At 70.4% G+C, this 8,392-nt stretch carries 6 protein-coding genes; 2 read left to right on the forward strand and 4 right to left on the reverse strand.

Annotated features, from left to right (window positions below):
• The 3 genes from CCN42_RS08415 to CCN42_RS08425 all read right to left on the reverse strand — a co-directional run.
• Window positions 1-842: carbohydrate ABC transporter permease (locus CCN42_RS08415; RefSeq protein WP_086734229.1), on the reverse strand; the 842-nt coding region annotated here is incomplete at its 3' end.
• Entirely contained in the window at window positions 839-1,816 is a 978-nt protein-coding gene (locus CCN42_RS08420) for a carbohydrate ABC transporter permease (protein WP_086734220.1), read from the reverse strand. The genes CCN42_RS08420 and CCN42_RS08415, both read right to left, overlap by 4 nt.
• Before the next feature lie 80 nt (window positions 1,817-1,896).
• Window positions 1,897-3,219, reverse strand: coding sequence for an ABC transporter substrate-binding protein (locus CCN42_RS08425; protein ID WP_086734222.1), 1,323 nt, complete (start codon window positions 3,217-3,219; stop codon window positions 1,897-1,899).
• Window positions 3,220-3,486: 267 nt separating this feature from the next.
• Between CCN42_RS08425 and CCN42_RS08430 the strand changes: the two genes are divergently transcribed.
• Complete coding sequence (locus CCN42_RS08430; protein ID WP_086734224.1) at window positions 3,487-5,904, forward strand: glycoside hydrolase family 2 protein; 2,418 nt, start codon at window positions 3,487-3,489, stop codon at window positions 5,902-5,904.
• The gene (locus CCN42_RS08435; protein ID WP_086734225.1) at window positions 5,901-6,935 is read left to right on the forward strand and encodes a LacI family DNA-binding transcriptional regulator; all 1,035 of its coding nucleotides are present in this window, start codon (window positions 5,901-5,903) and stop codon (window positions 6,933-6,935) included. The genes CCN42_RS08430 and CCN42_RS08435 overlap by 4 nt, the downstream gene beginning before the upstream one ends.
• A gap of 46 nt (window positions 6,936-6,981) precedes the next feature.
• On the opposite strand, the gene CCN42_RS08440 is transcribed toward CCN42_RS08435, so the two are convergent.
• A partial coding sequence (locus CCN42_RS08440) for a cellulase family glycosylhydrolase (protein ID WP_086734227.1) occupies window positions 6,982-8,392 on the reverse strand: 1,411 nt, incomplete at its 5' end.

Raw genomic sequence — 8,392 nt, forward strand, 5'->3', positions numbered from 1 at the left:
GCGAAGCCGTTGTAGATGTAGCGCTGGAGGAAGAGGAAGACCAGCAGGGTGGGGAGGATGACGAGGATCGCTCCCGCCGAGATGTTCTCCCAGTGCGCGCCGAAGGGCCCCTTGAAGCGGAACAGTGCGGTGGAGATCGTGCCGAGCTCCTCCGAGGGCATGTAGAGGAACGGGATGTAGAAGTCGTTGTACGTGGTGATGCCCTTGATGATGACGACCGTGGCGATCGCCGGCTTCAGCATCGGAAAGATGATCTTCCGGTAGATCGTGAAGGCGTTCGCCCCGTCCAGCCGCGCGGCCTCGTCCAGCGACGTCGGAATGCCCCGGATGAACTGCAGGAAGATGTAGATCGACACGATGTCCGTGCCCATGTAGAGCAGGATCGGCGCCCAGCGCGTGTCGAACAGGCCGAAGCTGTTGACCACCTGGAAGGTCGCCACCTGCGTGGTCACCCCGGGCACCAGCGTGGCGATCAGGAACAGGGCCATCACCAGCTTCTTGAACCGGAACTCGAAGCGGTCGACGGCGTACGCGGTCATCGAGCCGATGACGACCGTGCCGGTGATGGAGAACAGCAGGATGAACGCCGTGTTCCCGAAGGCAGTGAGCATGTGGCCGTCGGTGAAGGCGGTCGCGTAGTTGGAGAAGTTCAGCCAGTCGTCCGGCAGGCTCAGCGCACCGCTGCCGTCGGCGACCTCCCGGGACGTCTTCAGCGAGGTGAGGAACACGACGACGAGCGGGATGAGCACCACGAGGGACGCGACGACGAGCGAGACATAGGTCAGCGTGGTCGCGATGCCGAAGGACCGGCGCCGCGGCCGTCCGGGGGCGGTGAGGGTCATACGAGGTCCACCTTCTCGTCGGGCACGAGGCGGCGCTGGATCCAGGTGATCAGCAGGATGATCAGCAGCAGCACCACGGCGCAGGCCGAGGCCAGGCCCGTCTTGTTGAACTGGAACGCGAGCTTCACCGTCTGGATCACGAACGTCGAGGTCCCGGTCGCGCCGCCGGTCATGATGTACGGGATCTCGAAGACGGACAGCGAGCCGGAGATCGCCAGAATGACGCTCAGGCTGAGCACCGGGCGGATGCTCGGGGCGATGATGTGCCGGAACTGCTGCCAGCGGGTGGCCCCGTCCAGCTGCGCCGCCTCGTACAGCTCGCCGGGGACGGACTGGATCGCGCCGAGGAACAGCACGAAGTTCAGCCCGGTGAAGCGCCACACGGAGACCCCGGCGAGCGAGGTGTTGGCCGACTCCGGGTCGCCCAGCCAGGCGTGGTCGCCGCCGAGGCCCAGGAACGACAGGATCGAGTCGAGGGTGCCGCCGTCCTGGAAGAAGTACAGGAAGACGAACCCGATCGCGACCCCGTTGATCAGGTAGGGGAAGAACAGGATGCCCTTGAAGAGATTCCTGAACCTCAGGTCGAAGCTGAGCACGGTGGCGAACCAGAGCGCGATGGCGATCTGCGCGACGGACGCCGCCAGGTAGTACAGGCTGACCGCGAACACCCGGAACAGTTCGGGGCGGGTGAACAGCTGGACGTAGTTGTCCGCGCCGACGTGGTCGCGGTCGGGGCTGACGCCGTCCCAGTCGGTGAAGCTGTAGTAGATCATGTTGCCCACCGGCACGTACGTGAACGTGACCAGCAGGGCGAGCGGGACCAGCAGGAACAGCCAGGGCGTGACCCGGCGCAGGGGATGGTCACGCCAGGTGCGCGGCCGGGTGGCGGAGCGCCGGGTGCGGCGCCCGCCCGGGTCCGGCGCGGCGGCCGGGGCGGGCGGCGGGGCCGCGGTGGAGGTGGTGGTGCGGGTCATTGCGGGCCAGAGCCTTTCGTCGTCCTCACAGGGCGCCGGCACGGCTGCTCCCCGCCGGAGCGGGCGCAGCCGTGCGCCGGTCAGGAGCCGGCGGTCCGGGCGGCCTCGGCCCAGCGCCGGTCGAGGTCGTCGAGGTAGTCCTGGAGCGACCCGTCCTGGGCGCCGCGGGCGACGTCGACCAGCTTCTGCCGGTAGTCCTGCTTGCTCAGGCCGATCTCGGAGGCGTTGTCGATCGCGTTGACCTCGGCCGTCTTCGCCTCCGACCGCTCCACCAGCTTGACATCGTTGTCAACGTAGTCCTCGAGCGTGCTCGGCATGGCCTCCGACTTCAGGGCGGAGACGGCGCCCTCCTGAGCGGAGTAGCCGGACTTCTCGGTGAACCAGTCGATCCAGGCGCGCGCGGCCGGCTTGTGGTCGGAGTGGATGTTCACGGCCATCTGGTAGTCGGACACCAGCGTGGCGCAGAACTGGCCGTCCGACTGGTGGGGGAACGGCATGAACCCGATGTCGTCGGGGTTCTCGCCGGCCTTCTCGGCGGCGTCGCGCAACTGGGTGATGGCCCAGGAGCCGAGCAGCATGCTGCCGATCTCACCCTTGGCCAGCAGCGTCTTGGACGCCTCCCAGTTGGTGGTGCTCGGGTCCTTCTCGGAGAGCTTCTCGTGGACTATGTCGTGCAGCAGCGTGTCGATCACATTGAGATCGGAGCCCTTCTGCCAGGGCTTCTCGACCGCGGAGAGCTTGTCGGAGGCCTGGCTGTCGCAGCTGACCGAGCCGATGCTGTTGGTCCACGGGCTGCTGAGCGGCCAGCCGTCCTTGAAGTTGGTGTAGTACGGGGTGGCCCCCGTCTTCTCCTTGATCGCCTCCAGGTCGTCGAGGAACTCCCGGGGGCTGGTGGGCCAGTCGGTGATCCCGGCCCGCTTCCACAGCGCCTTGTTGTAGACGAAGCCGTTGGCCGTGCCGAAGGTGGCGATGCCGTAGGTCCTGCCGTCCACGTCCGTCTTGTCGGTGAAGCGGTAGGTCTCCTTCATCGTCGGGGTGGCGCCGAGCGGCGCGAAGAACTTCGGGTAGTCGCCCTTGGCGACCGAGGCGGGGATCAGCAGGACGTCACCGTAGTTCTCGGTGTTCATCCGGATCTTGACCTCCCCCTCGTAGTCGGTCATGGCCTCGAACTCGACCTTGACCTCGGGGTAGGTCTTGTTGAACTGCGCCGCGTACTTCTTCATCGTGCCGTTCTGCACGAGGTCCGTACGGTTGGTCAGGACCGTGATGGTGCCCGAGACGCCGTTCGGGTTCAGCGGTGCGACCGCGGTCTCGTTCGCGTTCGGGGTCCCTCCGCCGCTGCACCCCACGACCGTCAGCATCGTGGTGGCCAGCAGAGCGGCGCTCAGGGTCTTCCTCCCCATGTGCCCAACTCCTTCCAAGGGTTACGGCTCGGGCTCCGGTGGTTGACGGCACTATGTCAGCCCCTGATGAACCGGTAAAGCTCCGATGCGCAGCGAGATGCCCAATTGTTACCTGGCGTTTCGAGCGGATCGCGCGGTTCCGCGCTGTGGCCTGTGTCTTTCGCCCGCTTCCTATCCGGCGCAGGGGACTAGACCGGTTCATCTGGCCGCGTTAGGTTGAACCGCATCGCACATGAACCAGGCCCGTCCTGCCAAGAGGAGCCGCACATGAAGGAAGTCGTTCCGCTCGCCGAGGGCTGGAGCCTCCACCACGACGGGAGCCCGCTGCCCGCCACGGTCCCCGGCTGCGTGCACACCGATCTGCTCGCCGCCGGGGAGATCCCCGACCCGTACACCGGCCTGAACGAGCGGGAAGTGCAGTGGGTGGGCCGCCGCGCCTGGACCTACGGCCGCGACCTCGCCCCCGCCGACACCGCCACGGCCTCCCACGAGCGCACCGACCTCGTCTTCGACGGCCTCGACACCGCCGCGACGATCACCCTGGACGGGCGGGAGCTGGGCCGCACCCGCAACATGCACCGCCGCTACCGCTTCGACGTCACCGGGCACCACGGACGGCTGCACGTCGAGTTCGCCTCCGCCTACGACGAGGCCGAGTTCGTCCGCGTGCTGACCGGCGAGCGGCCCAACGTCTACCCGGAGCCGTTCCAGTACATCCGCAAGATGGCCTGCAGCTTCGGCTGGGACTGGGGCCCCACCCTGGTCACCGCCGGCATCTGGCGCCCGGTCCGGCTGGAGCGGTGGTCCACCGCCCGGCTCGCCGAGGTGCGCCCCCTGGTGACGGTCGAGGACGGCACCGGCCGGGTCGAGATCCACGTCGGCGTCGAGCGCACCGGGTCCGGCGCCGGCCGCCCGCTCACGGTGCACGCCGCGGTCGGCGGTGTGCAGCGGCGGGTCACGGTGGACGGAACCCGGGCCGTCGTCACGCTGGACGTGCCGGACGTCTCCCTGTGGTGGCCGCGCGGATACGGCGAACAGCCGCTGTACGACCTGGAGGTGACCCTCGTCGACGACGGCCCCGAGGAGCGGCAGCTGGACTCCTGGCACCGCCGGATCGGCTTCCGCACCGTGCAGCTGGACCGCTCGGCCGACGAGCACGGCACGGGCTTCACCTTCGTCGTCAACGGCGTACGGATCTTCGCCCGGGGCGTCAACTGGATCCCGGACGACACCTTCCCGTCCCGCATCACCCCCGAGCGCTACCGCGCCCGCCTCACCCAGGCCGCCGAGGCGAACGTCGACCTCGTACGGATCTGGGGCGGCGGGATCTACGAGGACGACGCCTTCTACGACGTCTGCGACGAACTCGGGCTGATGGTCTGGCAGGACTTCCTCTTCGCCTGCGCCGCCTACCCCGAGGAGCAGCCGCTGCGCGGCGAGGTCGAGGCGGAGGCCCGGGACAACGTTGTCCGGCTGATGCCGCACCCCTCGCTGGTGCTGTGGAACGGCAACAACGAGAACCTGTGGGGCTTCCGCGACTGGGACTGGGAGCCCGGCCTCCAGGGCAACTCCTGGGGCGGCGGCTACTACCTGGACCTGCTGCCCCGGGTCGTCGCCGAACTCGACCCCACCCGTCCCTACACCGCGGGCAGCCCCTGGTCCGGCTCCTGGGAGCACCACCCCAACGACCCGGCCCACGGCACCCACCACTCCTGGGAGGTGTGGAACCGGCGCGACTACGCCGAGTACCGCGACTCCGTCCCCCGGTTCGTCGCCGAGTTCGGCTGGCAGGCGCCCCCCGCCCACGCCACGCTGCGCCGCGCGCTGCCGGGCGAGGAACTCGCCCCCGACTCCCCGGGCATGCTCCACCACCAGAAGGCCGAGGACGGCAACGGCAAGCTGAACCGCGGCATCGCCCGCCACTTCGACCTGCCCGAGGGGGACTTCGACCACTGGCACTACCTCGCCCAGGTCGTCCAGGCCCGCGCGGTGGCCGCCGGCATCGAGCACTGGCGGGCGCACTGGCCGGTCTGCGCCGGCACCGTCGTCTGGCAGCTCAACGACTGCTGGCCGGTCAGCTCCTGGGCCGCCGTCGACGGCGACGGCCGCCTCAAGCCGCTCCACCACGAACTGCGGCGTGTCTACGCCGACCGCCTCCTCACCCTCCAGCCCGGCCCCGACGGCCCCGCCCTCACCGTGATCAACCAGAGCGGCACCCCCTGGCGCACGACGGTGACCCTGCGCCGCCTGCGCGCGGACGGCACCGTGGCGGGGGAGACGCCGGTCGAGGTGACCGCCGGGGCGCGGGAGGTGGCCCGGCACGCCGTACCGCGCGACCTGGTGCCGGACGAGCGCTCGGGCAAGGAGTTCCTGGTCGCGGACGCCGAGGACCTGCGCGCGCTCCACTTCCCCGTCCCCGACAAGGAGTTCGCCTACCCGGCACCCCGCTACGACGTCGAGGTCACGCCCGTCGGCGACGGCGGTAGTGTCGAGGTCGTGGTGACAGCACACACCCTCGTACGGGACCTTCTGCTCCAGGCCGACCGGCTCGGCGCGGACGCCGTCTGCGACTCCGGGCTGCGCACCCTGCTGCCCGGAGAGCGCGTCCGCCTCCGGGTGCGCGGCGCCGGCGCGGTGACCGCCGACGCGGCGCGCGCCGCCCTGTTCTGCGTGGCCCAGAGATGAGCGCACCCACCGAGCGCGTCACCATCAAGGACGTGGCCGCCGCCGCGGGCGTCTCCAAGGGCGCGGTGTCGCTGGCGTTCAACCACAAGCCGGGCGTCTCCGAGGCCACTCGCGAGCGGATCTTCGCCGTGGCCCGGGAACTGGGCTGGGCGCCGAACTCCTCGGCGCGCAGCCTGTCCCGGCAGTCGGTGGACGCCATCGGGCTGGCCATCTGCCGGCCGGCGCGGCTGCTCGGTCTCGAGCCGTTCTACATGGAGTTCATCTCCGGGATCGAGAGCGTGCTCGCCGAGCGGTCCTGCTCGCTGCTGCTGCGGCTCGTGGGCAGCCTGGAGGAGGAGATCCACCTCCAGCAGCGGTGGTGGCGGGAGCGCCAGGTGGGCGGTTCCGTCCTGGTCGACTTCCACCAGGACGACCCGCGCCTCGACCCGCTCGGTGGGATCGGGCTGCCCGCCGTGGCGGTCGGCCACCCCTCCCTGACCGGCGGGCTCCCCTCGGTGTGGACCGACGACGCCACGGCCGTCGCCGAGGCGGTGCGCTACCTGGTGGCCCTCGGCCACCGGCGCATCGCCCGGGTGGGCGGCCCGGCGGGCCTCGGTCACAGTGCCATCCGCGCGGCGGCGTTCGAGCGGACGATGGCGGACCTGGGGCTCGACGGCGGCCTGCACCTGGAGACCGGTTTCTCGGGCGAGGAGGGTGCCCGCGCCACGCGATCGCTGCTGCTGGCTTCCGAGCGGCCGACGGCGATCGTCTACGACAACGACATCATGGCGGTCGCCGGGCTCGGCGTCGCCGCCGAGATGGGCGTCGCCGTGCCGGACGAGCTGTCGCTGCTGGCCTGGGACGACTCCCAGCTGTGCCGGCTGACCCATCCCACGCTGTCGGCGATGAGTCATGACGTGCACGGGTTCGGCGCACAGGTGGCGCGGATGCTGTTCGACGTGATCGCGGGGCAGGACGTGCCGTCCCGGCCGGTGACGACACCGTCCCTGGTGCCGCGCGCCTCGACCGCGCCGGCGCCGCCGGCGGGATGAGGAAGGGGCGCGGCCGTCCGGCCGCGCCCCTTCGTGCCGGTCCCGGTCAGGAGCCGGCGCAGGTCCTGCCGTTGAGGGTGAACGCGGCGGGGACGCCGTTGCCGCCGGCCGAGGTGCCGCTGAGGCCGAAGCTCACCGAGCCGCCCGCGGGGATCGTCCGCGTCCACGACTCGTGCACGGCGCGCACGGTGCTGCCCTCCTGCGTCGCCCTGGCGTTCCAGACGGAGGTGATCCGCTGCGTGCCGGGGAAGGCGAAGGCCAGCTCCCAGCCGTCGACGGCCTGGGCGGAGCGGTTGCGGATGACGACCTCGGCGTTGAACGAGCTGCCCCAGTCGCTCAGCCGGTACTCCACCGCGCAGGCCGCCGTCCCGGTGCCGGGGGCGGTGGTGGCGGTGACCGTGGCGGAGCGCGGCGAGCGGTTGCCGGCCGCGTCACGGGCGTAGACGGCGAAGGTGTACGCGGTGTTCGCGGCGAGTCCCGTCACGGTGGCCGTGGTGGTGGCCGAGGTGGCCACGGGGGTCTCCCGGCCGCTGTCGAGGCGGACCACGTCGTAGCCGGTCACCGCGGTGTCGTCGGTGGCGGCCGGCCAGCTCAGCCGGAGGGCGGAGGCCGTGATCTCCGAGACGGCCGGTGCACCGGGCGCGGTCGGCGCGGTGGTGTCGCCGCCGGTGCCGCCGGAGTAGACGCTCGCCTCTCTGGCGGTGGCCTTGATGCCGTTGGCCCCGTCGAAGAGACGCTGTCCCCAGGCCGTGGGGCGGGAGGCGTCGAAGCCCTGGACGAGGTCGAGATACTCGACGCCGCCTCCGTTGCCGCTCCAGGACCAGCCGAGGTAGCCGAGGCCCAGCGACTGGCTGGTGGCCATGATGGCGTCCTCGTCCGGGTTGCCGTCCGAGTGCATGTCGCCGAACTCACCGACGACGATGGGGAGTTTCGCGCTCACGAACCGGCTGAGGTAGTCGCGCACCTCTGCCGCGGTGTCGTAGACGCCGTACATGTGGATGTCGAAGACGGTGTTGGCGTCCGGGTCGGCGGCGAAGACACCGGCCGCGTTGTCGCGCATGGTGAAGGACCAGTCCTGGCCCCAGTTGGGGGCGTCGACCATGAGGGTGTGGTCCAGGCCTCCGGCGCGCAGCCGGGTGATGGCGGTCTTGGTGTCGCCGGTCCACGCGGTGTGGTCGGTGTTGCCGTACGGCTCGTTGCCGATGTTGACGATGACGTACTTCTCCTGGCCCACGAGGGCGTCCTTGACGCCGAGCCAGTAGTCCACCGCCTTGGCCAGGGAGACGGCGGCGCCGGCCTCCCCGTAGCCCGTGGTGTCGTGCGCCTCCAGGACGCAGACCAGGCGGTTCTCCTTGCACTCGGCGACGACGTGGGCGACGTCGGCGGTGTCGTTGCGGGTCCACTGGTCGCCCGTGCTGAGCACCACCCGGACGGTGTTGGCGCCCTTGGCCTTGATG

It is taken from the genome of Streptomyces glaucescens (assembly GCF_002154375.1).
GTDB classification, from domain to species: Bacteria; Actinomycetota; Actinomycetes; order Streptomycetales; family Streptomycetaceae; genus Streptomyces; species Streptomyces glaucescens.

Excerpts from the sequence above, each read along its gene's own strand:
- CCN42_RS08420 (WP_086734220.1), bottom strand. The coding sequence starts at position 1,816 with ATGACCCGCACCACCACCTCCACCGCGGCCCCGCCGCCCGCCCCGGCC.
- CCN42_RS08425 (WP_086734222.1), bottom strand. The coding sequence starts at position 3,219 with ATGGGGAGGAAGACCCTGAGCGCCGCTCTGCTGGCCACCACGATGCTG.
- CCN42_RS08430 (WP_086734224.1), top strand. The coding sequence starts at position 3,487 with ATGAAGGAAGTCGTTCCGCTCGCCGAGGGCTGGAGCCTCCACCACGAC.
- CCN42_RS08435 (WP_086734225.1), top strand. The coding sequence starts at position 5,901 with ATGAGCGCACCCACCGAGCGCGTCACCATCAAGGACGTGGCCGCCGCC.